Source organism: Occallatibacter savannae (genome assembly GCF_003131205.1).
Taxonomy (GTDB): Bacteria; Acidobacteriota; Terriglobia; order Terriglobales; family Acidobacteriaceae; genus Telmatobacter; species Telmatobacter savannae.
Genome location: NZ_QFFY01000001.1, coordinates 1 through 23,389, shown reverse-complemented (window position 1 = coordinate 23,389; position 23,389 = coordinate 1). Strand labels below are relative to the sequence as shown.

At 59.4% G+C, this 23,389-nt stretch carries 21 protein-coding genes and 1 other RNA gene; 10 read left to right on the top strand and 12 right to left on the bottom strand.

The genetic code is table 11. The annotated features are described in order from the left end of the window. The first annotated feature begins 190 nt into the window (after positions 1-190). Entirely contained in the window at positions 191-1,861 is a 1,671-nt protein-coding gene (locus DHV10_RS00120; protein ID WP_109484306.1) for a M3 family metallopeptidase, read from the top strand. 44 nt (positions 1,862-1,905) lie between these two features. On the opposite strand, the gene DHV10_RS00115 is transcribed toward DHV10_RS00120, so the two are convergent. From DHV10_RS00115 to dprA, 6 genes are all read right to left on the bottom strand, one after another. Beyond that, positions 1,906-2,370: a DUF3574 domain-containing protein gene (locus DHV10_RS00115; RefSeq protein WP_109484305.1), complete on the bottom strand. Its 465-nt coding sequence runs from the start codon at positions 2,368-2,370 to the stop codon at positions 1,906-1,908. 28 nt (positions 2,371-2,398) lie between these two features. Further along, positions 2,399-2,683, bottom strand: a complete 285-nt coding sequence (locus DHV10_RS00110; protein ID WP_109485623.1) for a DUF427 domain-containing protein — start codon at positions 2,681-2,683, stop codon at positions 2,399-2,401. 235 nt (positions 2,684-2,918) lie between these two features. Beyond that, positions 2,919-3,242 carry a hypothetical protein gene (locus DHV10_RS00105; protein ID WP_162601080.1) on the bottom strand — a complete coding sequence of 108 codons (324 nt, stop codon included), beginning with the start codon at positions 3,240-3,242 and terminating at the stop codon, positions 2,919-2,921. 104 nt (positions 3,243-3,346) lie between these two features. Beyond that, positions 3,347-3,808: a DUF4760 domain-containing protein gene (locus DHV10_RS00100; RefSeq protein WP_109484303.1), complete on the bottom strand. Its 462-nt coding sequence runs from the start codon at positions 3,806-3,808 to the stop codon at positions 3,347-3,349. Between the two features lie 121 nt (positions 3,809-3,929). Then, positions 3,930-6,593, bottom strand: coding sequence for a type I DNA topoisomerase (gene topA, locus DHV10_RS00095; protein ID WP_109485622.1), 2,664 nt, complete (start codon positions 6,591-6,593; stop codon positions 3,930-3,932). A 365-nt stretch (positions 6,594-6,958) separates the two neighbouring features. Beyond that, positions 6,959-8,143 carry a DNA-processing protein DprA gene (gene dprA, locus DHV10_RS00090; RefSeq protein ID WP_109484302.1) on the bottom strand — a complete coding sequence of 395 codons (1,185 nt, stop codon included), beginning with the start codon at positions 8,141-8,143 and terminating at the stop codon, positions 6,959-6,961. 305 nt (positions 8,144-8,448) lie between these two features. Here dprA and DHV10_RS00085 point away from each other — a divergent pair, with 305 nt between their 5' ends. Then, positions 8,449-9,318 carry a menaquinone biosynthetic enzyme MqnA/MqnD family protein gene (locus DHV10_RS00085; RefSeq protein ID WP_239461224.1) on the top strand — a complete coding sequence of 290 codons (870 nt, stop codon included), beginning with the start codon at positions 8,449-8,451 and terminating at the stop codon, positions 9,316-9,318. A 92-nt stretch (positions 9,319-9,410) separates the two neighbouring features. Here DHV10_RS00085 and DHV10_RS00080 read toward each other — a convergent pair whose 3' ends face one another. The 5 genes from DHV10_RS00080 to parS all read right to left on the bottom strand — a co-directional run bounded on the left by DHV10_RS00080 (position 9,411) and on the right by parS (position 13,230). Further along, on the bottom strand, positions 9,411-10,427 hold the full coding sequence (locus DHV10_RS00080; RefSeq protein ID WP_109484301.1) for a beta-ketoacyl-ACP synthase III: 1,017 nt from the start codon (positions 10,425-10,427) through the stop codon (positions 9,411-9,413). A 79-nt stretch (positions 10,428-10,506) separates the two neighbouring features. After that, positions 10,507-10,604, bottom strand: an RNA gene (gene ffs / locus DHV10_RS00075) — signal recognition particle sRNA small type. 83 nt (positions 10,605-10,687) lie between these two features. Next, positions 10,688-11,131: a hypothetical protein gene (locus DHV10_RS00070; RefSeq protein WP_162601079.1), complete on the bottom strand. Its 444-nt coding sequence runs from the start codon at positions 11,129-11,131 to the stop codon at positions 10,688-10,690. Positions 11,132-12,369: 1,238 nt separating this feature from the next. Beyond that, positions 12,370-12,810 (bottom strand): RES family NAD+ phosphorylase, encoded by a 441-nt coding sequence (locus tag DHV10_RS00060; RefSeq protein WP_109484298.1) that lies wholly within the window; start codon positions 12,808-12,810, stop codon positions 12,370-12,372. Next, on the bottom strand, positions 12,811-13,230 hold the full coding sequence (gene parS / locus DHV10_RS00055; RefSeq protein ID WP_109484297.1) for a type II RES/Xre toxin-antitoxin system antitoxin: 420 nt from the start codon (positions 13,228-13,230) through the stop codon (positions 12,811-12,813). Between the two features lie 167 nt (positions 13,231-13,397). On the opposite strand from parS, the gene DHV10_RS00050 reads away from it, so the two are divergent. After that, positions 13,398-15,146 (top strand): MiaB/RimO family radical SAM methylthiotransferase, encoded by a 1,749-nt coding sequence (locus DHV10_RS00050; RefSeq protein ID WP_239461223.1) that lies wholly within the window; start codon positions 13,398-13,400, stop codon positions 15,144-15,146. A gap of 15 nt (positions 15,147-15,161) precedes the next feature. On the opposite strand, the gene DHV10_RS00045 is transcribed toward DHV10_RS00050, so the two are convergent. Continuing rightward, entirely contained in the window at positions 15,162-15,638 is a 477-nt protein-coding gene (locus tag DHV10_RS00045) for a YybH family protein (protein WP_162601078.1), read from the bottom strand. Between the two features lie 229 nt (positions 15,639-15,867). Here DHV10_RS00045 and DHV10_RS00040 point away from each other — a divergent pair, with 229 nt between their 5' ends. The 7 genes from DHV10_RS00040 to DHV10_RS00005 all read left to right on the top strand — a co-directional run bounded on the left by DHV10_RS00040 (position 15,868) and on the right by DHV10_RS00005 (position 23,362). Continuing rightward, positions 15,868-16,095: a DNA gyrase inhibitor YacG gene (locus tag DHV10_RS00040; protein WP_109484294.1), complete on the top strand. Its 228-nt coding sequence runs from the start codon at positions 15,868-15,870 to the stop codon at positions 16,093-16,095. Beyond that, on the top strand, positions 16,085-16,597 hold the full coding sequence (locus DHV10_RS00035) for a phosphatidylglycerophosphatase A family protein (RefSeq protein WP_109484293.1): 513 nt from the start codon (positions 16,085-16,087) through the stop codon (positions 16,595-16,597). Before DHV10_RS00040 ends, DHV10_RS00035 begins: the two co-directional genes overlap by 11 nt. Before the next feature lie 11 nt (positions 16,598-16,608). Further along, entirely contained in the window at positions 16,609-17,655 is a 1,047-nt protein-coding gene (locus DHV10_RS00030) for an NHL repeat-containing protein (RefSeq protein WP_109484292.1), read from the top strand. A 122-nt stretch (positions 17,656-17,777) separates the two neighbouring features. Continuing rightward, the gene (locus tag DHV10_RS00025) at positions 17,778-19,022 is read left to right on the top strand and encodes a competence/damage-inducible protein A (RefSeq protein ID WP_109484291.1); all 1,245 of its coding nucleotides are present in this window, start codon (positions 17,778-17,780) and stop codon (positions 19,020-19,022) included. Positions 19,023-19,384: 362 nt separating this feature from the next. Then, positions 19,385-20,812, top strand: coding sequence for a DUF5666 domain-containing protein (locus DHV10_RS00020; protein ID WP_162601077.1), 1,428 nt, complete (start codon positions 19,385-19,387; stop codon positions 20,810-20,812). Positions 20,813-20,912: 100 nt separating this feature from the next. Next, positions 20,913-21,584, top strand: a complete 672-nt coding sequence (locus DHV10_RS00015) for an alpha/beta hydrolase (protein WP_109484289.1) — start codon at positions 20,913-20,915, stop codon at positions 21,582-21,584. A gap of 1,103 nt (positions 21,585-22,687) precedes the next feature. Beyond that, entirely contained in the window at positions 22,688-23,362 is a 675-nt protein-coding gene (locus tag DHV10_RS00005) for an HAD-IA family hydrolase (protein WP_109484287.1), read from the top strand. Positions 23,363-23,389: the final 27 nt, after the last annotated feature.

Genomic DNA, 23,389 nt, shown 5'->3' with positions numbered 1-23,389 from the left:
TGGTAGGACCACGTACGATCCAGAACACCTTGGCTCCGTTTGACGAAGCAACCCGGCATTTAGATATCGCAGTGAACTTCTCGACCCTCGTTCAGCAAACGCACCCCGATGCGGCGTTTCGCGATCGCGCTACAGCTATGACCACGCGAATCGCTGATGTACAAACATCTATCGCGCTCAATCCGAAGGTGTGTATCAAGCGCTCTCGACCCTTCCCTTGCCTGAAGCTGAACCAGGCACCCGTTACTATATCCAGCGCCAGCTCCTCGAGTTTCGACTTGCGGGTGTTGATAAAGATGAAAATACTCGCAAGCGCATCCGCACGCTACAGACGAAGCTCACCGAAGATCAGTCCGTATTCGATCGCAACATCTCCGATGGCCGCATCACAATTGACGTTCAGAATGCCTCCGAGCTCGACGGGCTTCCAAAGGACTACATCGATCGGCATGCGCCCGGCGCTGATGGAACCATCCATATCACCACCGACTATCCAGATGTGTTCCCGGTCCTTCAGTTCTCGAAAAGCGATAAATTGCGTCGCCGGATGTTCGAGGCATTCGTATCAAGAGCATATCCAAAGAATCGAGATGTCCTATTGGACATGATGCGCCTCCGCTTCCAGATAGCAAACCTGACGGGTTTCGGCTCTTGGGCGGATTATGCCGCGGCAGACAAGATGATCATGACCGGTGGCAACGTAGGGAAGTTCATTCAGGATTTCGATGCTGCTGCCCGCCCGGTCGCTCAACGTGAATACTCCGCGCTCCTGGCTGAAGAGCGCAAGGTGGATCCTTCATCGAATGAAGTACCTTTCTACAACTGGTGGTACCTCGGTGAGCAGATCAGTCGGTCGCAGTACAAATTCGACTCGTCGGAAATCCGGCCGTATCTTCCCTTCAATCAGGTTAAGCAAGGAATCCTGGACACCGCCGCGAGGCTCTTCCACGTGAGCTTCCAACAGGAACTCGGATCCCCCGCCTGGGCCCCCTCCGTTGAGACCTGGGACGTGGTCGAGAATGGCAAACCTATCGGCAGATTCTATCTTGATATGCACCCTAGACCCGGAAAATACAGCCATGACCAGATGTCGCCTCTGCTCGACGGAATAGTGGGAAAGCAGCTGCCCGAGGCGGCGTTGGTCTGTAACTTCCCTCAACCCACTGCCAGTGATCCCGGGCTCATGGACTACGATGATGTAGTAACGTTCTTCCACGAGTTCGGGCACCTCATGCACCACATTCTCGGCGGTAACCAGCAATGGGCTGGAATCAGCGGAATCACCATGGAAGCTGACTTCATCGAGACCCCGTCACAGATGCTCGAAGAATGGATGCACAGCCCGGAAGTATTGTCCTCATTTGCTCATCACTATAAAACTGGCGATCCCGTCCCTGCGGACCTGGTCACACGTATGAATCGTGCCTCGGCATTTGGGCGGGGTGTGAGCGTGAGCTTCCAAAATGCCCTGTCCGCAATCTCGTACGACATCTATAGAAGCAAACCGGAGAATATCGATCTCGAAAGTTTGGTCCTCGGGGATGTGCATCGGTACACCCCCTTCGCAACCATCCCGCAACAAGCCTACTTCTACGCGGGCTTCAACCACCTGGCTGGCTACGCCTCTTCGTATTACACGTACATGTGGGACAAAGTAATCGCTGAAGATTTCTTCCAACAGTTCAACCAGAGAAATCCCATGTTGGGAGATACCCCCATGCGCTATCGCCGCCAGGTGTTGGAGCCGGGAGGGTCCGTGTCTGCGAATACTCTTGTGAGAAACTTCCTCGGCCGGCCGCAGAACACTGACGCCTTTCAGCAGTGGCTTAAGGATGAATTTGTGACGCCGCCCGCACCCTGATCGATTCAGCGGGCACTAGGATAAGCCGGATTTGCAGATGGCTGTCAGAACGATACGTCCGCCGGTTCCGTCACCCGCATCACCGACTGGTCGCCCGTCTTCGCTTTCCACGCCACGCGAATCGCATCCACCTTCGCCCGGTTCTCAGCCGTATTGGGATACTCGATAACCAGGCACTTGGTCCTGAGTCGCTCAGGCGCTTTCTCGTTCTTGCCCTGCCACTGCCCGTAGACATCCAGCACGCTCAGTCCGTCCGGAAAGCGCGGTGTCACCTCCCGGTCCAGGAATGCCCGCCACTCCATCTCGCTCACGCCCTTGCCTGGCTGATCCGCAGGACCAAGCCCGAAGTAGAGCCGGGTATCCACCCACCCTTTTCTCGAGTCGGGATGCGCCGCATCGCCCCGCAGAACCGGGGCTGTTCGTGCAGTCCCCGCTTGGACCGGCTTGTGTTCACAACCGAGGGCCGCGAGCGTCAGGACGAGCGCCGCCAGCGCAGATCGAACGTGCATCCAGGCTCCTGAGCTGAAGGCTCAATTCCTACTTTTCTACTTCAACTCCGCGCCAGAAAGCCACGTATCCCTTGATCTTACGGGCTGCAGGCTTTGGGTCGGGGTAGTACCAGGCCGCATCCGGATTGTCCTGCCCGTCGATGTACAGGCTCATGTACTTCGCCTGCCCTTTCCACGGGCAAGTCGACGTCGTGCTGCTCGACCGGAAGTACTCCCGCTTCAAACTGCTCTCCGGGAAATACACGTTCCCCTCAACAATCTCAGTCGTATCGCTCTCGGCGATAACCTTGCCGTTCCAAATCGCTTTTGCCATCTTCTCTTTCGCACCGCCGCTCGCCGCAGTTGTGGGACGCGGCAACCGGAATCTTCAGAACAGTAACAGACATTGGACGCGCTTGCGAGAGCAATGGATTCCGCGCCGCAGCCGTATTGCACCCTCGAACGAGCTTCAATCAAATCTTAATTGATTGCGCATCAGCCAGATAGGCCGCTTTTCAACAGAAAAGCCCAGCCGCTTGGGCCGGGCTTTCCTTGCCACCGCAGATCTGCTACTTTGCCGCCTCGATGGAATCAATGTGCACTGACTTCTTACTGGCGTCGGCCGTAGCCTTCACGGCTACGTGGTCGCCATAGTACTTCTTCACCGAATCGGGGTTGTCGATCGTCCAAACCTGCTTTTTGCCCTCATCCACGAAGACCGGCGTCATGCCGCCCTGAACGCACTTCTTTACGCACTCCGAACCGCTGCCGGCATGCTTGGCGCCGCACATCGAATCAGAGATCCATCCGTTCATCGCCTTCGAGTCGGCCGCGCTCGCCGCCACTGCCGAAAAAGTCAAAACCGCAAGAGCTGCTGCTGCAATACGCTTCACTGTGTAGTCCTCCGGGGAAGTCAGAGTTGTCGAACGTCCTCCATCATGCTCCCTGAGCCCGCCACCCGGCAAGCCTTCCGGAACCACGAATTTCAGCCCATCAACTACTTCACGCTCCACTGTTGCGACTGCTGCGTCGCCTGCCGGCGCGCAGCAACGTTCTTCAAAGTCACCTCGTACCGCGCGGCCGCCGCCGGAAACCGGTTCACCAGCTCCGATGTCTTGTTCAAAAACGTCGGCATCTTCTCGCGAATCGCTTCGAGGATGTGCGCGAACTTGGCCAGCAGAAAGAACCCCTCGCCATTGCAGTCCACAAACAGCTCCACCGACACCGCACCATGCAGCACCATCGCAGCGGCCATCTCCCAGTAGGTCGTCACCTGCCGGAAGTACGCGTTATGCGGATCTCTTGGGTTCTGCGCCACGGCAAAAAACTCCTCGGCGGTATTTGGCCAGAACTCCCCCGTCATCCACGCACGCGCCTGCCGCAGCACGGCCTCTGTGCGCAACTCGTATAGCTTCAGAATGATTTCAGCATCCGCCGGCGTCGCAAGCATCCGTTCCATTGAGCATTTCTCCGAATGCCCATACTAACGGATTCGCCTGTAGCTTGCTGTGCAGCGTCGTTCCAAATAGAAAAGCGGAACCATCTGGGTCCCGCTTTTCAAACCCGCAGAGCTCTCGCCCTTACGCCGGCTGCAGTTCCTTCTTCTCCACCACCGGCCCATGCGTCTCCGCCGTCGGAGGTGGCGGAGCATCCCCGATCCGCTTCGAGTACGTGCACACAATCTCAGCACCCGGCTCGGGCTGGGCAGCCTTCTTGCCCTTCTTTTTCGGCTTCTCTTCTTCGGCGCCCTTCTTCTTGTTCGGGCACTCCAGATAGATCCCGCTCTTCAGCGTCTTCTCCACCAGGTACGGGCTGCCGCACTCAGGACACTTCTGCGGAACCGGCTTGTTGTTCGACGTGAAATCGCACTTCGGATAATTTGTGCATCCCCAGAAGATGTTGCCGCGCCGCGCCTTGCGTTCCGCAATGTCGCCCACGCCGCACTTCGGGCACTTCATGCCTTCGATCAGGTTCTGCTTCACGTATTTGCACTTCGGATATCCCGAGCACGAGACAAACTCGCCATACGCGCCCTGGCGCAGCACCAGCGGCTTGCCGCATTCGGGACACGCCTCGCCCGTCGGCTCAGGCGGCTTCTGCTGCTGCTTCTGGCTCAGCTTGCGAATCGTCTTGCACGGCGGATCCTCGCTGTACCCAGGGCAGCTCATGAATGGCCCGAACGGTCCGCGCCGCAGCACCATCACGCGCCCGCAGTTCTCGCAGTACTCCTCGGTATCGCCAGCTTCCTGCGCCTCCGGAGTATTCATATCCGGCTTCGCCGCGATGTTCTCCTTCGTAAACGTGCAGCTCGTCGGATCCTTCTTGTTGTACGCCGAACACGCGAAGAAGCTGCCGAACTTGCCCCACTTCAAAATCAGAGGCGATCCGCACACTTCGCACTTCTCGTCTGTCACATGCTCCATGCGCTTGATGTTGCGCATGGTCTTGTCCGCATCCTTCAGCTCGTCTTCAAAGTGGTCGTAGAACCCGTTCAGCAGGTCGGTCCACTTCTCCTTGCCCTCTTCGATATCGTCCAGCTCTTCTTCCAGGCGCGCCGTGTACTTAGTATCGAAGATGTACGGAAAGCTCTCCACCAGCAGATCGCAAACCACCATCCCGATCTCCGTGGGATAGAACCGGCCGCGCGATCCGCCATGTTTCACCACGTACTCGCGATCCTGAATCGTGTTGATGATCGACGCATACGTTGAAGGCCGCCCGATTCCCCGCTCTTCCAGCTCCTTCACCAGCGAAGCTTCGTTGTACCGCGGCGGCGGCTCCGTGAAGTGATCTTCTGGCAGCAGCTGCTCCAGTTCCAGAGCCTGCCCGTCGTCGAGCTTCGGCAGCCGGTTCGCGAGCGAATTCTCGTCGTCGTCCGCCTTTTTCTCTTCCGACATCTCGTAGATCTTCAGGAAGCCGTCGAAGCGCAGCACCGATCCTGTCACGCGGAAGTCGTACGTCTTTTTATCGATCGCCGACTTCGCTTCCACCTTCGCCGTCGTGATGTCGTAAACCGCCGGCACCATCTGAGACGCAATAAACCGCTTCCAGATCAGCGTGTACAGCTTCAGCTGTTCGTCGCTGAGGAACTTCGCAACCGACTCCGGCGTCCTCGCAGCATCAGTCGGCCTGATCGCTTCGTGCGCATCCTGCGCATCCTTCTTGCCCTTGAACGTATTCGGAGAAGCCGGCAGATACTGCTTGCCAAGTTCCTTACCAATCCATGCACGCGCGCCCTCCACCGCATCCGGAGAAACACGCGGCGAATCGGTTCGCATATACGTAATCAGGCCCGTCGTCCCCTCTGATCCGAGGTCGATGCCCTCATACAGTCTCTGCGCCACGCCCATCGTGCGCCGCACGTTGAACCCCAGCTTGCTCGCCGCATCGCGCTGCAGCTGGCTCGTAATAAAAGGAGCAAGCGGCCGCCGCTGCTGCTCGCGGTACTTCACTTCGGCGACTGTCCACGACGCCTTCTCCAGCGCCTTCAGCACCGCATCCATCTGCGCCTTGTCCGGCAGCGCATTCGAGATGAACTGGTCCTTGCCGTCCTTATCCTGTCCGTTTGGCACCTTTGCAGCTTCGCCTTCGATCCCAACGAACTTCGCCTTGAAGCTGTCGCTGTTCCGCTTCTCCGGATGGAGCTGTGCCTCGAGGGTCCAGTACTCCACCGGCTTGAACGCAGCAATCTCCCGCTCGCGTTCCACAATCAACCGCACCGCAACCGTCTGCACGCGGCCCGCCGAGAGCCCGCGCCGCACCTTGTCCCAAAGCAGCGGAGAAATCTGATATCCCACCAGCCGGTCCAGAACACGCCGAGTCTGCTGCGCGTCCACGAGATTTTGATCTACATCCCGTGCATGCTGGAACGCATCCTGCACTGCCTTCTTCGTGATCTCGTTGAACGTAACGCGGCGGATTTTCTTCCGCTGTGCAGCATTCGTCCCCAGCTGAATCGCCAGATGCGCAGCAATCGCCTCGCCTTCACGATCCGGGTCAGGCGCGAGGTAGATCTCATCCGCCTTCTCTGCAGCCTTCTTCAACTGATCGACAACTTTTTCTTTCCCCGGCGACACAATCAGCTCGGGTACAAACGTGCGCTTCTTCAGCTCCACGCCAATATCGTTCTTGGGCAAATCCATAATGTGCCCAATCGACGCGCGGACCTCGAAGCCCTTGCCCAAATATTTCTCGATCGTCTTCGCCTTCGCGGGCGATTCCACGATCACTAATGATCTGCTCATTGCCATCCTTGATTCCGTATTACTGTACCCTATCCTGCCTGGCCGCTCGTCCCATTCGATACGCGAGGTTGGCCATTTGACTCAGGCGGAGCACCTTCTGTTGCCTTCTTCTTTCCGTTGTTCTTTCAAATGCAGTTCGGCGGCATGGTCGCCATCTCGGAACATTTCTGCGCGTCCCGGCGGTCCTGCCTCCTTATACATGGCTGTAAGATTTGCAAGCTAACATGGAACCCGCCTCCGTTTCCACTCTCTTCGACGGATAGGCCCGCCGAATCTCAACCCCGCTTCCATGCAAACCTCATTGAATGTGCACTTCATGCCAACTGCGCATCGCGGCGAAATATCTCTGCAGCCGGACACCGCGCTCACAATGTACGCACATAGTTCTTTCCCGGCAGGCATCGCACGCGGCCGCTCATCTCCAGCTCAAACAGCGCCGTAAAAACCTCAGAAGACGTCAGTTGCGTCTCAAGCTTCTCCAGCAGCTCGTCGATCTGCAGCGACTCATCCGCCCTCAACGCCTTCATCACAATGGCCTCTTCGGTTCGCAGCACCGGGTCCGGCAGAAGAGATGCAGTGGATTCCACTTTGGATTCAGCCCCAGCCGCCTCCTCCAGCTCAAGTCGTACTTGCGATGGAAGATCCTCCCACACATCTTCCCAGCTCCCCACCAGCTTCGCGCCCTGCTTGATCAGCGTATTCGGCGTCCAGGAGTTCTTCGCCGTCACGTTCCCCGGCACCGCGTACAGATCCCGATCCTGCTCTGCCGCGCATCGCGCCGTCACACGCGTTCCCGAGTTCTCGCTCGCCTCCACCACCAGCACGCCGATACTTAACCCGCTGATGATCCGGTTGCGCCGCGGAAAGTTCTGCGGAGCAGGAAACGTCCCCATCGGAACCTCGCTCACAATCGCTCCGCCCACCGCCAGGATCTCCTCTGCAATCTTCCGATTCTCCTTGGGATACACAACATCGATCCCCGTGCCCCACACAGCGATGTTCGGCATCCGCGCTGCCAGCGCTCCCTTGTGCGCGCATGTGTCGATCCCCCGCGCCATTCCGCTCACAATCACGAGACGCCGCGCCGACAGATCCCGCGCAAGCATCTCCGCCACCTGCATTCCATACGGCGACGGATGCCGCGTTCCCACAATCGCAATCGACGGCCGCGCCAGCAGAATCGCATCCCCGCGCACCCACAGCACCGGCGGCGGATCGTAGATCTCCTTCAGCCGCTCCGGATATTCCGGCGAAGCCAGCGTAATCAGCTTGATGTCCTTTTTCGCAAACTGCGCCGCCTCTTCTTCTGCTGCCCGCCGCGCCTTGCCATCGAAGATGAACTGCGCCGCGTCTGCGGGAAAACGCAATCCCTCGAGCTCCGTAAGCGTCAGGGCAAATAACTGCGCAGGACAGTGCAGCTCCCGCATGGCATCCGCAATCCGCTTCGGCCCGAGATTCGGCGTCAGCGCCAGCGCCAGCAACGCCAGCCTGTCCTCATCAATGTCACTGGTTGTGCTTTTTAGAACAGGCCCTCTATCTTCTATCGCCATCTTTCAATGCGCTCGCATGTACGCACACGCTCGCGCCGTCCTTCAATCTAGAGAAATAATTAGAACTTGTTGCATAAACCCGGCTTTGAAGGGCACGACTTTAGTCGTGCTGAAAAAGGCCAGGAGAGACGCGGGCTTCAGCCCCTCAGGGCGTCTTGGTTCAGGCGCCAAACCATTTATCCAACCAGTTCTAGTATTGACGCCACATTAAGCCCCATCCGATTTGAAGTCAAGAAAACCACTGTGACGCCCGGCACTGCTCAACAAACAATCCTTAACCCGCGATTGATAGTCTAAAGACTAGAGTGAGTTCAACTTCGCAACAGAAGCTCCGCATCGCCGCCATCCGCTTCCTCAATCCCGCGCCGCTCATGTGGGACTTCGAACATCCTCCCCTCGCCGCCGAACTCGCCGAGCGCTATCAAATCAACCTGATGCTCCCGTCGCAATGCGCAGACGCGCTCGCCTCGGGCGCAGCCGACATCGGCCTCGTCCCCGTTGCCGCCCTCGCCACCACTCCCGGGCTCCGCATCCTCCCTGGATGCACCATCGCCTCCAAACACCGCGTCCGCTCGCTCCTCCTCGTCCGCCGCGCCGCACAGCCTCTCACCCAACTGCGTAGCGTCGCAGCCGACACCGCCAGCCGCACAACCATCGCTCACGCGCGCATTCTCTTCCACAACTGGAAAAACCCGGACGTTCCCTTCATCCCCATGGCCGCCGACCTCGACACCATGCTCGACCGTGCCGACGCCGCCATCCTCATCGGCGATCCCGCTCTCATGGCACTCGAAGAACGCGCCAACCGCTTCGAGCGCACCGGCGAACAACTCCTCTACCACGACCTCGCCGAAGAGTGGCACGACCTCACCGGCCTCCCCTTCGTCTCTGCGATCTGGGGCGTCTCACCCGACGTTCCCATCACCGAACGAATCATCGACGACTTCCTCCACTCCCGCGATCACGGCCTCCGCAACATTGACGCCCTCGTTCAGCACTGGTCCCGCCAGCTCCCCATCTCCGAGCAGACCATCCGCTCCTACCTCACCCACAACATTCACTACATCCTCGACGAAGAATGCATCGAAGGCATGGGCTGCTTCTTCCGCCTCGCCGCCGAAACCGGCATCCTCCCCTCCTACCAACTCCCCACCACTTCCGCTCTCACCAAATAAAAACGCCCGGCAGATATCGCCAGGCGTTCTAGTCCACTTCACGGTTCCGACAAACAAGCTAACAGCTAATAGCTAACGGCTAAAAGCTGTATCTAGATTTCCCACCTCAACAGCGCCGCTCCCACCGTAAACCCTGCACCCACGGCCGCCAGCAACACCAGGTCGCCTTTCTTCAGCTTCCCGTCTTCTACCGCCGTCTCCATCGCGAGCGGAATCGTCCCCGCCGAAGTATTCCCATACTTCTCGATGTTGATGATCACCCGATCTTCCGGCATACCGAGCCGATCCGCCGTCGCCGTAATGATCCGCTTGTTCGCCTGGTGAGGAATGAAGCATCCCAGATCCGAGCCCTTGATCCCATTGCGCTCCAGAATCCTCGTCGTCGACTCCGCCATCTTGCGCACCGCGAACTTGTAAACCGCCTGCCCATCCTGGTGAATGTAGTGCATCTTCTTATCCACCGTCTCATGCGTAGACGGATTCAGACTTCCACCCGCCGGCATGTTCAGCGAAACACCGCCCGACCCATCCACCTCGTGCACGAAATCAATCATCCCGATCTCGCCTTCTTCCGCCGGCTCAATCAGAACAGCTCCGCCGCCATCACCAAACAGCACGCACGTCGTGCGGTCCGAGTAGTCCGTCATACGCGTATTTGCGTCCGCTCCGCACACCAGCACCTTCTTGTGCGCGCCGCTTTCCACCAGCTTCACGCCGGCTTGGAGCGCATACACAAACCCGCAGCAACCGCCCGAAACATCGAAGCCCCACGCGCCCTTCGCACCCAGCTTGTCCTGCACCAGGCAAGCGGTCGAAGGAAACATCATGTCCGGCGTTACCGTGCCGATCACGATCGCCTCAACCTCAGTCGGAGCAATCCCGCGAGCGGCCAGGCACTTCTTCGCCGCCTCCACGCAGATATCGCTCACGCCCTTGCCCTGCTCCAGCACGTGGCGCTCGCGGATCCCCGTCCGATCCAGAATCCACTGGTCGGTCGTTTCCACCATCTTTTCGAGATCTTGATTGGTTAAGACTTTCGGAGGGACGTAAGTTCCAAGGGCGCTGATCTTGGCGCGCCTGCCCACCACGGGACGCACGGCGAGGCTCAATGCTTTTCTCCTTGCGCATCACGAGCCGTTCGGCCACTGATCTCTGATCCCTGATCTCTGACCCTTGGGGCTCTCAAAAAAGTACCGGGTGACCTACTGCGCCCGTACTAGCCCGTTACCGTTGCTTCCTTCCGGACCTGGCGGGGTTGGCGGGATTACGTCGCGTAGGACCCGGCACTGATCGATTCTAACACTCTGAATCGCTTAAGCTCGCGGGCATCTCGTCACGTTGCGGGATGCTCCGCAACTCCTCAACCCGACTACTTGTTCATGATGTCCAGCGCAAACACATCCGCGCGTCCGCTCTGGTCCGTGAAGTGTGTCAGCGTCTCCACGAACAACGCGCCCTTGTACAGCGCTCCTGTCACGAGCACCTGCGCAAATTCAAACTTGTACTCGGTCTTGAACCCCACCGCATGCATCGTCGCCACCGTATCCGAATAGATCCGGCCCTCGACAACGCCCCAGTCGCAGGGATTCGGATGGCAAGCGCCAAACCCATGCACCGTGATCTCGTTCCCCTTCTGCTTGATTTCCAGGCGAACCAGATCCCGCGTCTGCGGATCGACATTCACCCACGTCCCCACCAGCAGATCGGGCTGCAGCAAAATGGGAAGCTTCGGTTTCGGGATCGCCAGCCGCTCAATTTCCTTCTCCATGATGTGTGCCGGTGCTCTGAACTCTTCCTTGGTAATCGGAGGCATAGATTTCTCCTTCCCGGTTCGCGCATCTCTCAGCACGAACCGCTCGCCGAACACAGCATCCCGGGCTCCTCATTCACACGAGGGTCCGCGCCGCCGCTTCGGCATCTCGAGTTGTGTGGCCGAAATTGTTGGGAATCGCCACCAGGGAATCTGCGATTCACGCATACATCGCAGTGACCTGCTCAGGGAAGCTGAATGCGCCGCATCAGCGCACTCTCACTGCGCCGCACATTGAAATCGCTCCCGCCACAAAATGCAGTGACCCAAAACACCATCGCGTGTGACGCCTCATTGCGCAAGCAATGAGGCGATCAACGTCCCGATCGGCTGTCACTCAGCCCAACTTCCTCAAGACGGCTGTCATCCTGAGCGAACGGGGCCCCGAGCGTTTTCTTCAGCTCGGGGGTGGTGAGTCGAAGGATCCGCGGTTGTTCTCGACAAGAAACGTCCTCAGGCAAGAGAAACTCCGGCGGAAGCCTATTGAACGATCGAAATCGCCGCCTTGAACTCCTCTGTCTCCGGCCACTTCTCCGAGGCCTGCGTGAGTTTCTCCAGCACTACCGCGGATTTCACCCAATTTTGTAATTGAGCATATTGAGTATCCCGATCGGCCCAGAATTCATTGCGACCTTGTTTCTTTGAGCGCGTAATTGCGCTACCGAGAAGAAATCCAGCTAGGGCCAGACACGCGGGTTGCGATCTGTCCCTCTCCCATTGCTTGAGGTATGGCGCGAGATCATCCTCGGCTTGGCCGATTGCACATATCCAGCTCTCGATGTCTGCGGTATCTCTCATCGAGCGGAGAGTGCTTCAAAGCACCGTCCCAGACTTCCCGCAGGAAAGACTTCACTGCACGCTGTTCCGCTTGTGGCCATGTCCGCCACTCGCCGTGACGCAGAATGCCAAAAGCTAGTTCAGGATCCGGCGATCTGAATCGCTCCCCATCGATGATTAGTAGTTCGAAAATTCTCGGCAGAAAATGCTTATAACAATCCGTGTCTCCCCAAACCATTACGGCCTCAGTCGAATACCCGCCGAGATGCTGCCACTGAAGCTCCCGCAGAGGCGCAGCATGAAGTAGAGCGTTCACATCAGTTGAATGGCAACATGGACAGGGCCGCGTGTCAGTAGGCAGTGGATAACTCGAGAAGGCAGTGTAAAGACCCTCTATCGCTTCTGCGAGCAACTTCGAACAGATCATTTATGGATTCCCACCCATTCGCATATTCACCGCCCCTTCACTTCTTCAACCTCGGATCAAACGGATACACATACACTTGTCGTATCTCAAACTCCCGCGCTTTAGGATGCACCGGATTAAACAGAACATTGAACGTGCTTGGCGCAATCACGCTGGGAACCCTTAGCAGCGCCGACTTCCCCGCCGCAAGCCACCTGTCCCCGATAGCGCGCGTGGTCTCGATCTCCCCGACCCAATCCCCCTTCAACTCTTTCTGCTCCACCGCCGGAACAGTCATCTCCGGTCCCTCAATCTCCAGCATCACGATCGCCGGCGGAACGTTGTTCGACGCCGTATGCGCGCACACTTCCAGAATGGCGCCCGCCGCGCTTTCGGCCAGATAGACGATCGGGCGTCCGGCCGTATGCCAACGCCCGCTCGCCCGCAGCCCGCCGGTCCCCTTCAGATCGCGAAAGCGGCTCACCCGCCACAGAATCATCTAGACAAACATTCCTTCGTCGATCTGCGTCAGCGTCTCTTCCACAATCCGCGCGCCCGTCTCCGTCGTCAGCAGCGACAGCGGGCTGCGCTCTCCCAGCCGCGCAATCGGCGTGCGCAGCCACTCCAGCGCGCGCTCCCTGCTGCCGTACGTCGCCTCCGCCGCCGCCAGCACCCGCGCAATGCGCAGCACGCGATCCGACTCCTCCACGCTGAGTTTTTCTTTTCTTGACCGCCGGTGCTGCAAGGTCCTCGTCGCGATCACCACCTTGTCCACCTCCGCGCGCACCAGCCCCAGCTTCAGCAGCCGATTGATCACCTCGGGCGAAAACCGGTTCTCCACAACGGAAAGCAAGTCCCTGTCGCCCGCCGGAACTTGAAATCCCAGCCAGTTTCCGATCTGTGCATGCGCCGCGCTCATGAGCCAAACCCTCTTCCTACATTATGCCACATTTACATTGGCAAAGTGTAGTATACCTAAACTGCCCCGATTCAGCCACTAAGCGCCCCCTGTCCGTCGCACTGCCGCCGCGTCAGCCATACCGTCTCCATCTCGCTCCGAAATCACATTCCCGGTACAATAGACATGTGAGCAAATCTTCCCAACCCACGGCTCCCACCGTGGGCTTTGTTTCGTTAGGCTGCCCCAAAAACCTGGTCGACTCCGAGGTCATGATGGGCCTCCTCGACCGCGGTGGCGCGCGCCTGACCTCCCGCCCCGAGGACGCCGAAATCCTCGTCGTCAACACCTGCTCCTTCATCGACACCGCCAAGCAGGAGTCCGTCGACACCATCCTTGAGATGGCCCGCTTCAAAACCGAGGGCCACGCCAAAAAGCTCATCGTTGCCGGCTGCCTCGTCGAGCGCTACCGCGACGAGATCCGCAAGAGCATCCCTGAAGTCGACGCCGTCGTCGGCACCGGCGAACTCGAGTCCATCCTCGACGCCGCCGGCATCGCCCGCCCCGCCGCAACCGCCCCCTCGCCCTTCACCATCCTCGCCGCCACCACCGAAATCCGCTCCGGCCAGGAATCCCTCTCCGGCACCCACAAAGCATCAGGTCACGGCCAAGCCGGCTCAAATACCTCTTCCCCAATTCACTCTGAACTCAGCGCAAAGCAAGAAGCGTCAGGGCACGACCTCGCCAGCTCAGAGCAAGAAGCGTCAGGGCACGACTTTAGTCGTGCCGAAACCGCCGCCATTGAGAGTGGGGCTTTAGCTCCTGCCCCAACCTTCCAACCGGGGTCCCCAACGACGGGTCTTGGTCGTTGGGGTGGACGGCCCGAAGGCGATCACCGCGAACGCCAGGGCCGCTTCAGCCGCGAAGACTGGTACGGCGCAACCCACCACCTCCCCACCTACCTCTACACCGAGGACACACCGCGCCTCATCTCCACTGGCCGCACCTCCGCCTACATCAAAATCGCCGAAGGCTGCGATCATCCCTGCACCTTCTGCGTCATCCCGAATCTCCGCGGAAAATTCCGCTCCCGCCGCTTCGAGTCCGTCGTCGCCGAAGCCCAGCGCCTCGTCGCCTCCGGCGTGCAGGAGATCACCCTCATCGGCCAGGACACCACCTGCTACGGCGAAGATCTCGGCATCAAAGACGGCCTCGCGACGCTCCTCGACGCCCTCGCACGCATCGAAGGCCTGCGCTGGCTGCGCTTCCTCTACGCGTATCCGAACCGCATTACCGGCAAGCTCCTCGAAACCATCGCGCGTCACGACAACATCTGCAAGTACCTCGACGTCCCTCTCCAGCACGCCTCGCCCGAAGTCCTCAAGCGCATGAAGCGCGGCGCCGGCGCCGACATCTTCCTCAAGACCGTCGAAAAAGTCCGCGCCGCCGTCCCAGGCATCGCCCTCCGCACCTCCTTCATCGTCGGCTTCCCCGGCGAGTCGCCCCGCGACTTTGAACTCTTGGAGGAGTTCATTGGCCAGGCGAAATTCGACTGGCTCGGCGTCTTCAATTACTCCGATGAAGAAGGCTCCAAAGCCCACGACCTCGATGCCAAACTCAACAAGCGCACCATTGAAGCCCGCAAGCGCCGCCTCATGAAGCTTCAGCAGAAGATTTCAAAGCAGGCCAAGCAGCAGTGGATCGGCCGCGAACTCGTCATCCTCGCCGAAGGCGAAAGCTCCGAAACCGAACTCCTCTGGGAAGGCCGCACCGAGTTCCACGCCCCCGAAATCGACGGCAAGGTCTACATCAATGACTTCGGCGACCTCGCCACTCTCGAAGCCGGCAAATTCTACCGCGCCCAGATCACCGAGGCACACGACTACGACCTCGTCGCCCGCATCACCTCCGGCCCCCTCGCCGTCGGCCAGCGCTAGCTGCTCGGATCTTTGCTAATGCGCTTCCTGCTCAGCAGGAACCCGCGTGCTGTGGAAGAATGCGATCTTCCAAGCTCCCCCACGCTTCTCCAGAAATGCCGACTCGAGCCAGCTCTGCTCCGTCGCTTTGCCCTGCGGATCAGTGATCCTTCCCCGGTTCACATACGCGATCCACGCAGTGTTCCCCGTGATGTGGACATCCGGCTCCGTCACGTTCCACTCGAACTTCATTCCCTTCGCGTGATACTCGCGAATCAGCCCGATGATCGCATCGCCATCGAACCGCTTGCCCACGTCGTACATGTAAAACCCCGGCAGAACCAGCTGGTCGAACTTCGCTGCGTCATCCGCCTTGGCCGCGACAAAGATCCCCTTCACCGTCTCCACAACCTTCGCTTGCTCGGGCGAGAGCGGCTTCTGCTGAGCACTCGACGCCACCGTCAGATACATCGTGAACAGAAGACCAGCACTGATGAACCGCAAGAATCGCAACTCAACCTCCTCGAATCTAACCACCGTAGAATCTCCGGCAGTATAACGACATCAACCGAGCCCCGCAGGGGCAACGGACGTTAGCCCAGGACAAGCCGCGTAGCGGCGCAGTCCTGGGTAAGACCAGAAAAAACGATCCGAGCCCCGTAGGGGCGACGGAACGCAACCATCCCCCAAAACGAGTACGATTAACCTAGGCGGCTTCGCCTGTGCGCCCACACATCTGTCCATGGCCCCAAAGAAAAAATCCGCCAAAGTCCTCAAGTGCCCAACCTGCGGCATGATCGTCACCGCTAAAGACGAAGACTTTCCCTTCTGCTCCGATCGCTGCCGCAAAATCGACCTCGGCAAATGGGCGATGGGTGTCTACAAAATCAGCTCACCCGTACTCGACCCCGAGGTCCTCGAAGACTTGGGCGAATCCGTCCGCCGCCCCACAAATCGCGATGACGAATAGCCCCGCAACCATCCCGGCGCCGCAGCCCAAAACGCGCACCGTCTGGGCCTGGGCCATCGCCACCTTTTTCGGCGCAGGTCTCGGCAAGCCCGGTCCTGGAACCTACGGCTCCGTCGCCGCAATGCTCCTCTGGGCTCTTGCCGGAATCGGCTTTCACGCCGGCCCACAACTCCTTTTGATTCTGCTTTTTACTGGAACCTTCCTATCCATCGCTTTAGGTGTCCCCGCCGCTACCATCGCCGCCCGAGAGAGCGGCCGCCACGACCCCGGCTTCGTCGTGATCGACGAAGTAGCCGGCCAGTGGATCACGCTCCTCTTCAGCCCCGCCGACTGGCGTCACGGCCTCATCGCCCTGGTCCTCTTTCGTGTCTTCGACATCACCAAGCCCTTCCCCGTCCGCCGTCTCGAACGCCTCCCCGAAGGCTGGGGCATCGTCTTCGACGACGTCGCAGCCGGGCTGTATGCTTTGGGTGTAGCATCGCTGCTGCGCCTCTGGATCTGAGAGGAAAACAGATGCCGACCGCCAGCATCCAATCCGACCGGGAAGCAATGACACCGCGCATCGACGAAGTCGTACCCTCCGCAGCTCTGCCCAAAGGTGAAGTCGAACTCCACGGCGAGAACCTCGGCCCCACCCCGAACGGCCCACCCATCGTCGTACTCGGCACGCATCACGCCATGGTCCTCATGAGCCGACCCGGTCGCGTCGCCTTCCGCGTTCCCGACTCCGCCACCACCGCCCTCGTCGAAGTTCGCACGCCCTCCGGCGTCAGCAACGGAGCCCAGCTCAAAATCGCGCGCGAACTTTCCAGCGGACTCCACCCCGTCACCAGCCCCGCCGTCAGCCGCTCCGGCATGATCTACGCCACCATCTCCGGCCAGCGCGGCAAGCAGACTCCCGTCTCCGTCGTCCGCGTCAGCCCCGACGGTCGCGGCACTCCCTTCGTCACGGGAATCCTCAACGCCACCGGCCTCGCCTTCAGCCCCGATGGCGACCTCTTCGTCACCTCGCGCGCCGAGGGGAATGTCTACCGCATCGACGGCGCCGGAGAATCCACCCTTTACTCCGAAGGCATGGGCGTCGCCACCGGCTGCGCCTTCGACGCGCAAGGCAATCTCTTCGTCGGCGACCGCAGCGGCACCATCTTCAAAATCGACAAGGACCGCAAGATCTTCGTCTACGCCACCCTCGAGCCCAGCGTCTCCGCCTATCACCTCGCTGTCGACACAGAGGGCACCCTCTACGTCACCGGCCCCACGCTCTCCTCCAACGACGCCATCTGGGCCATCAACACCCACGGTGAAGCACGCGCCTGGTATCGCGGACTCGGCCGCCCTCAGGGACTCGCCCTCGCCTCCAACGGAGACATCTACGTCACCGCCAGCCTCCACGGCCGTCGCGGCCTCGTTCGCATCGCGCCCTCCGGCGAAGCCACCCTCGTCGTCGCCGCTCCCAACCTCGTCGGCATTGCGTTCTCGCCCCTCGGTTCCACAATCCTCGCCGACGGCGACGCAGTTTATGATGTGGATTTGGGAGTAGAAGGCATGGTCGCCTTCTAGTTCTGGGCCGATGTGCCCGCATTCTGCCATCGCATCGATGCGCAAGCGTCTCGCTTCAAAACCACGTCATCGTGTCATCATCAAGCTAAAAGCTAAAGGCTAAAAGCTAAAGGCTGTTTTTCATGAAATCTGAAATCATTGCTGTCGGCTCCGAGATGCTGACCCCGTTCCGCCAGGACACTAATTCCCTATACATCACCGAAAAGCTCAATGAGCTCGGCGTAACAGTCGCCTTCAAAACCATCGTCGGCGACCGCCGCAAAGACCTCGTCGGCGTGATCAAAACCGCCCTAAGCCGCACCGACATCCTCATTCTCATGGGCGGTCTCGGCCCCACGGAAGACGACCTCACCCGCGAGTGCGTCGCCGAAGCTCTCTCCCTTCGCCTCAAGCGCGACGCGCAACAGGTCGCCGCTCTCCACACCCGTGCCGCCGCATGGCGCATCTCCATGCCCGAAAACAATCTCAAGCAGGCCGACCTCATTGAAGGCGCGCAGTTCCTCAACAACCCCAACGGCAGCGCCCCCGGCCAGTGGCTCGAAACCACCTACTCCGGCTTCCGCAAAATTCTCGTTCTCGTTCCCGGGCCGCCGCATGAGTGCAAGCCCCTCTTCGAAACCGAATGCCTCCCGCGCCTGCGCGAGATCCTCCCCGCGCGCTACATGGCTAAGCGCACACTCAAAGCCGCGATGATCCCCGAGTCGCAGGCCGACAAGCTCCTCTCGCCCATCTACACCACCTACACCGACGTCGAAACCACCATCCTCGCCCACGCCGGCGACATCCAGCTCACCCTCATCTGCACCCACCGCAACAAAGAACTCGCCGAGAAGCGCGTCGAAGAACTCGCCACGAAACTTGAAGAAGCGCTCGACGACTGGATGTACTCCGCTGAAGGCGAATCCCTCGAGCAGATCGTCCTCTACTACCTGGGACTCCGCCAGGCCACGCTCGCCGTAGCTGAAAGCTGCACCGGCGGCATGATCGCGCAGCGCATCACCTCCGTCCCCGGCAGCTCACGCTCGTTCCTCGGCAGCGTCATCGTCTACTCCAACGAACTGAAAACGCAGTTCGCCGACGTACCCGCCGATCTCATCGAAAAGCACGGCGCCGTCTCATCTGAAGTCGCCCAGGCCCTCGCCGAAGGCATTCGCAAGAAAACCGGCGCCACTCTCGGCCTCGGCATCACCGGCGTAGCCGGACCAGGCGGCGGCACAGAATCCAAACCCGTCGGTCGCGTCTACATCGCCGTCAGCGACGCCACCACCAACGAGTCCTTCGAGCGCAACTTCCGCGGCGACCGAAACCGCGTCCGCGAGTGGGCCAGCCAGCAAGCCCTCGACCTCGTTCGCCGCAAATTGATGTAGCAGCCTCGAACACCTTCAAGAAAAAAGTTCTCCACCAGGAAGCTGTCATCCTGAGCGCAAGGGGCCCCGAACGTCTTTCAGTTCGGGGGTGGTAAGCGAAGGACCCGCTTTTGCAATTCACCCTCCTACAGTGAAGCAACCGCCATCAACTCTGTCGCTCCCCAATTACCCCAGTTCGCGCTCCCACTTCCCTTTCGTACCGCACGCGCACCACGCGAGCAAAGAATGACGCGGTGCTGACACTCTGGTGACATCTCGCGCAACACCCGCCTCTAGCATCCCCATCAAGATTCCCCAATTGTCTTCCGGTGCGTGCAACGACCTCCGCAAAGATCCCGCACCGAAGCTAAAGGAGAAAGATGATGTCAGAGGTTCGTTCTCGCAGCACAAAAAGAGCAGGCGAATTCTTGCTGTTGCCATGCATGCTCGGTCTCGCAATCGTCACTTCAGGTTGCGGCAGCTACACTTCGGGAACATCAACCGCCCCGAGCACTGCAGCAACTTCAAAGGTCACCACACAGGTCAAGATCGGCGACGCTCCCGCAGCGCGCGTCATCTCCTTCGAAGTGGCTGTGGGACCCGTCTCCCTCACCGACGACGCCGGGAACACCTCCACGGTTCTCGCGAAGGCGCAGCGCATTGAACTCAGCCACCTCTCCGGCACCAATCTACCGCTTAGCTTGCTGAAGATCACCCAGGGAACATACAAAGCAGCTTCCCTCACAATCTCCAATCCTGAAGTGACATTCATAAACTCCGCGGGCCAGCCGCAGCACATCGAGCCCTCATTCAATCAGAATGTCAACATCCCCTTCAGCCCATCTCTCTCAATCAGCGGCGCATCTGCGGTAATCAACATCGACTTCGACGTCTCGAAGTCTCTCACCTTCGATGCATCGGGGAACGTCACAGGAGTTAACATCTCCGCATCATCATTCACCGTCAGCACAGCCGCAGTAGCAGCGGAAGACAAACAAGGGCATGACGACGGCGAGTTAGAAGACACAACCGGCGTAGTAACAGCCGTCAGCGGAAGCTCCTTCAACCTTACGGTTGCAGATACCGGGGCTCAGCTGACCTTCGCCACAGACAGCAAGACAGAGTTCGAAGATGGCGCAAGCCTTGCAAGCCTGGTAGTGAACTCGATCGTGACCGTCGAGGGCGCCACGCGCGCCGACGGCTCTCTGTATGCGCGAAAAGTGGAAGGCCTGGAAAACGAAACCGGAGCAGAACTCGAGGGCACGATAACCGTCGTTGCGGGCTCACCTGCAACCAGCCTGACACTCGTCGCAGATCACGGAACCGGTTCCGGGGTTGACGATTCGAAGATCGGAGCATCGGCGACAGTCAACGTATCCGGCGCGCGGTTTGAGGTCAAGACCGGTGACATCGACACCAAAGGCCTCGGCACCCTGCCCTCGTCAGAATTCCCGTTCGACTCAGCCTCGGTGCATGCGGGCCAGCGCGTCGAAATCGACAGCCATGACGCAATGACCGGCACCACCCTCAGCGCAGAACGAGTGCGTCTCCAACAGCAGGCCCTTGTTGGCATCGTCTCAGGACTCACCGGAGCCACCTCATCCGGACCGGCTACCTTCACCCTCTCGCTTCCTTCAGACGCGGCCTTCTCCCAGCTCTCGGGAAGCACCTCGCTGCAGATCGTCTGGCAGCCGTCGACTGACCTGCACGGTCTCACTTCGGTCAGCAACGGAGACACCATCAGGGTCCGCGGCCTCGTCTTCTTCAACGGCCCCGCAGCATCGATGATTGCGCGCCGCATCGACAAATAATTCCCTCCCAACCAGTGCCGGAGCGCGGCTCCCAACCGCGCTCCGGCATTGCCCAAACCTCCGCAAGAGTGCTTCGACCATCCAGCCGTATAATCCGCGCATGCGAGTACTGCCCATCTTGATCGTCCTTGCACTCTGCACCGTCGCTCCGGCACAGCAGGCAGTCTCGTTTGCAACGGACGATGGAGGCCGCGTCTGTGCCGACCTGTATGGCCACTCCGTTAAAGCTGTCGTGCTTGCCCACGGCGGCAGGTTCACGAAAGAAAGCTGGCGAGACCAGGCAGTGCAACTCGAGTCAGCCGGGTTCGAAGTCCTCGCCATCGACTTCAGAGGCATCGGGTGTTCCAAAGGTCCGGGCCAGGAGGACTTTGACAACGCTCCCTTCGACAAAGACGTACTCGCGGCCGTCCGCTACCTCAAAACCGCCGGCGCAAAAACAGCGTCCGTAATCGGAGGAAGTTTCGGCGGCGGTGCGGCAGGCGACGCCTCCATCAAATCGAATCCAGGCGAAATCGATCGGGTCGTCTTTCTCGGCGCAGCGCCAAATCTCCCCGCCGATGGACTCAAATCACGCGCACTGTTCATCGTCGCGCGCGACGACAGCAACGCGAGTGGCCCAAGGCTGCCGGGCATCGAGGCTCAATACCGAAAGGCCCCTCAGCCAAAGAAGTTGATCGTGCTCGCGGGTTCTGCCCATGCTCAGTTCCTCTTCCAAACAGACCAGAGCGCCCGCGTGATGCAAGAGATCCTGCGATTCCTGTCAGCGCCTTGAATCTCCGCGCTTAACTTATAGCTTGCAAACAAATCCGAGATCGCGTCGTCTGAAAGGGCAAAACTTCAATCGCAACAGATCATCGCCGAACAGATCATTGCCGAACAAATCATCGCCGAAGCAAGAAGCGTCAGGGCACGACTTCAGTCGTGCCGAAAAACGCCAAAAAAGACGTGGGCTTTAGCCCCTGAGGCATCTTCGAGTCATGCTCGAGACGGCGGTCATCGGGCCAGACGGACACGGGCCAAGAAACGATAGGTAGTCACTGGGAATCTCGATCATCGTTGGGCCTCCGAAAGGCCCACTTGCGAAAAGAACGAGCGCAACTAGCGCGGAGACTGCGACTGCAATTATCTCTGCTTTGAACTTTACGAGCTGCGAAGGTGTGAGGACGGCGGAATCGTATGGGACGAGGAACCAAGTGTTGAGAATCACGAAAACTGAGTATAAGGACAGAACGACGGCTATCCATGCTGCTGCTGTCCACGCTCCGACTTTGAACTTGCTAGTGCTCGCAGACGTCTTCACAGAAGGATCTTAATCCAAGAGTCTCTCGATTCTGAGACCTGCGAATGAAGCTGGCTGGCGAGTGCGCTCGCAACGTGAACCTCAACGCATCTCCCGCTCTACAAAGAGTCAACCCTACTCTCCTCGCGAAACCTCTAACCCTCTCATTCCACTCCGCAAATTCCTACTGTCCGTTCTGCAGTCTAATTGCAGACAAAAGCGCACACTAATCTCATGGTCCAACTTCGACCTTCACGAACCGCCTTGTCCCGCCCCTTGTCACGCCGCTTGTCACGCCGAAGCTTTAGCGCAGGCGGAAAGTTTAGCGAAGTCGGCTTGTCACGCCGAAGCCTTAACGAAGGCGGAAGCCTTGGCACAGGCGGCCTGTCGCGCCGAAGCCTTGGCGTAGGCGGGAATAAAAGCAAACATCCGGATCAAAAACCCTTTCGATCCCCACCTAACCCTCTCCCGCAGAGGAATATGACAGAAAGAGTACGCAGAAATAAAAACCAAAATAGGGGATGGGTTCCGCAGCCTCTGTCGTCCACCTGACCGCCTTCGGTCGCCTTACCACCCCATGATGCGACCATAGAGTCATGCTCGAAATCCGTTGCAGAGCCATCCTCTTCGACATGGATGGAACCCTCGTCGACTCCACAGCGATCGTCGAGCGCGCCTGGGCCAGTTGGGCAGCGCGTCACAATCTCTCGCTCCCCGACATTCTCGCCTTCTCGCACGGCCGCCCCACCCTCTCTACGCTTGAGCAGTTCCGCCCCGGCCACGACCACACCTCCGACCTCGAAGAACTCGCACGCTTCGAAGAAACCGAAACCGGCGGTATCCTCGCCGTCCCCGGCGCCGCCGAAATTCTCGACGTCATGCAAAAGCAGAATCATCCCTGGGCTCTCGTCACCTCAGCCTGGCGCAAACTTGCCGAGACCCGCGTCCTCGCCGCCGGTCTGCCTCTGCCCACCGTCATCGTACCAATCGATGAAATTCAGAACGGCAAGCCAGACCCCGAAGGCTTCCTCCACGCCGCCTCTCAACTCGGCGTAGCTCCACAGGACTGCGTCGTCTTTGAAGACACCCGGCCCGGCATCGATGCCGGCCTCCGCGCCGGCATGCAGGTCATCGCGCTCCTCACCACCTGCCCACCGGCGCAATTGAACCACAGTCCGATGATCCGCGACTTCCGCGACGTCCGCATTCAACCTGAAGGAGACTTCCTCAACATCCAACTCGCACGCGGCCCAGACAACATCGACTCTTGAACAGAGCTTTCCGAATCTGATACAGAC

Excerpts from the sequence above, each read along its gene's own strand:
- topA (WP_109485622.1), bottom strand. The coding sequence starts at position 6,593 with ATGAGCAGATCATTAGTGATCGTGGAATCGCCCGCGAAGGCGAAGACG.
- parS (WP_109484297.1), bottom strand. The coding sequence starts at position 13,230 with ATGAGCGCGGCGCATGCACAGATCGGAAACTGGCTGGGATTTCAAGTT.
- DHV10_RS00070 (WP_162601079.1), bottom strand. The coding sequence starts at position 11,131 with ATGCCTCCGATTACCAAGGAAGAGTTCAGAGCACCGGCACACATCATG.
- DHV10_RS00040 (WP_109484294.1), top strand. The coding sequence starts at position 15,868 with ATGGCCCCAAAGAAAAAATCCGCCAAAGTCCTCAAGTGCCCAACCTGC.
- DHV10_RS00005 (WP_109484287.1), top strand. The coding sequence starts at position 22,688 with ATGCTCGAAATCCGTTGCAGAGCCATCCTCTTCGACATGGATGGAACC.
- DHV10_RS00025 (WP_109484291.1), top strand. The coding sequence starts at position 17,778 with ATGAAATCTGAAATCATTGCTGTCGGCTCCGAGATGCTGACCCCGTTC.
- DHV10_RS00115 (WP_109484305.1), bottom strand. The coding sequence starts at position 2,370 with ATGCACGTTCGATCTGCGCTGGCGGCGCTCGTCCTGACGCTCGCGGCC.
- DHV10_RS00015 (WP_109484289.1), top strand. The coding sequence starts at position 20,913 with ATGCGAGTACTGCCCATCTTGATCGTCCTTGCACTCTGCACCGTCGCT.
- DHV10_RS00110 (WP_109485623.1), bottom strand. The coding sequence starts at position 2,683 with ATGGCAAAAGCGATTTGGAACGGCAAGGTTATCGCCGAGAGCGATACG.
- DHV10_RS00030 (WP_109484292.1), top strand. The coding sequence starts at position 16,609 with ATGCCGACCGCCAGCATCCAATCCGACCGGGAAGCAATGACACCGCGC.
- DHV10_RS00100 (WP_109484303.1), bottom strand. The coding sequence starts at position 3,808 with ATGGAACGGATGCTTGCGACGCCGGCGGATGCTGAAATCATTCTGAAG.
- dprA (WP_109484302.1), bottom strand. The coding sequence starts at position 8,143 with ATGGCGATAGAAGATAGAGGGCCTGTTCTAAAAAGCACAACCAGTGAC.
- DHV10_RS00020 (WP_162601077.1), top strand. The coding sequence starts at position 19,385 with ATGTCAGAGGTTCGTTCTCGCAGCACAAAAAGAGCAGGCGAATTCTTG.
- DHV10_RS00035 (WP_109484293.1), top strand. The coding sequence starts at position 16,085 with ATGACGAATAGCCCCGCAACCATCCCGGCGCCGCAGCCCAAAACGCGC.
- DHV10_RS00060 (WP_109484298.1), bottom strand. The coding sequence starts at position 12,810 with ATGATTCTGTGGCGGGTGAGCCGCTTTCGCGATCTGAAGGGGACCGGC.